At 43.9% G+C, this 1,780-nt stretch carries 1 rRNA gene; it reads right to left on the reverse strand.

The annotated features are described in order from the left end of the window. Positions 1-92: 92 nt before the first annotated feature. Positions 93-1,601, reverse strand: a 16S ribosomal RNA gene (locus AVBRAN9333_RS09360). Positions 1,602-1,780 lie beyond the last annotated feature (179 nt).

Here is a 1,780-nt window from a genome sequence, read left to right on the forward strand (position 1 = left end):
CATTTCAACCTTTGATATCCAAACAAGCTCTCAAGAGCTCTTGAAATATTTATTATTACTCTTTAGTGTGAGTTAAAGAGTATGTACTCTAGAAAGGAGGTGATCCAACCGCAGGTTCTCCTACGGTTACCTTGTTACGACTTCACCCCAGTCGCTGATTTTGCTGTGGGCGGTAACTAGTTTAGTATTCCGACTTAAAGCACAATCAACTCCCATGGTGTGACGGGCGGTGAGTACAAGACCCGGGAACGTATTCACCGTAACATAGCTGATTTACGATTACTAGCGATTCCGGCTTCATGCTCTCGAGTTGCAGAGAACAATCCGAACTAAGACATATTTTATAGATTTGCTCCACCTCGCGGTATTGCTTCTCATTGTATATGCCATTGTAGCACGTGTGTAGCCCTGGGCATAAGGGCCATGATGACTTGACGTCGTCCACACCTTCCTCCTCCTTGCGAAGGCAGTCTATTTAGAGTGCTCAGCCGAACTGTTAGCAACTAAATACGTGGGTTGCGCTCGTTGCGGGACTTAACCCAACATCTCACGACACGAGCTGACGACAGCCGTGCAGCACCTGTCTCTAAGTTCTAGCAAGCTAGCACCCTCGTATCTCTACAAGGTTCTTAGGATATCAAGCCCAGGTAAGGTTCTTCGCGTATCTTCGAATTAAACCACATGCTCCACCGCTTGTGCGGGTCCCCGTCTATTCCTTTGAGTTTTAATCTTGCGACCGTACTCCCCAGGCGGTATGCTTAATCCGTTAGGTGCATTACTGAAATGACTAGCATTCCAACAACTAGCATACATCGTTTAGGGCGTGGACTACCAGGGTATCTAATCCTGTTTGCTCCCCACGCTTTCGCGCCTTAGCGTCAGTTAAGTTCTAGCAGATCGCTTTCGCAATTGGCATTCTTAGTAATATCTACGGATTTTACCCCTACACTACTAATTCCATCTGCCTCTCCCTTACTCTAGAATAGCAGTTTTGAATGCAGTTTAATGGTTAAGCCATTAGATTTCACATCCAACTTACTACTCCGCCTACGCGCCCTTTACGCCCAGTGATTCCGAGTAACGCTTGCACCCTCCGTATTACCGCGGCTGCTGGCACGGAGTTAGCCGGTGCTTATTCTTACAATACAGTCAGTATTCTTCTTGTAAAAAAGGAGTTTACGCTCCGAAAAGTGTCATCCTCCACGCGGCGTTGCTGCTTCAGGGTTTCCCCCATTGAGCAATATTCCCCACTGCTGCCTCCCGTAGGAGTCTGGACCGTGTCTCAGTTCCAGTGTGTCTGATCATCCTCTAAGACCAGATATGCGTCATAGCCTTGGTAAGCCATTACCTTACCAACTAGCTGATACAATATAGCCCTATCCCTTACCGAAAAACTTTCCCACCCTAACTTATGTTAGAGCGGAGTATAGAGTATTAGCACTCATTTCTAAGTGTTGTCCTCTTGTAAGGGGCAAGTTAGCTATACATTACTCACCCGTGCGCCACTAATCCGTCTAGCAAGCTAGACTTCATCGTTCGACTTGCATGTGTTAGGCACGCCGCCAGCGTTCACTCTGAGCCAGGATCAAACTCTCCATAATTTAAATGATTATTTTTTAATTATGAAAAATTAAAAAATAAATAAAATAATGAAGTGAATGATTTAAAACTTATATATAAGAAAGTTTTAAATGGCTCTTGATCACTTGTTTAGATATCAAAGATTGACGTTGAAATAATTGATATATTTAAAATTAACAATAAAACTATTTAAAATAAC

Origin of the sequence: Campylobacter sp. RM9333, assembly GCF_020137705.1 — a bacterium.
Lineage (GTDB): Bacteria > Campylobacterota > Campylobacteria > Campylobacterales > Campylobacteraceae > Campylobacter_E.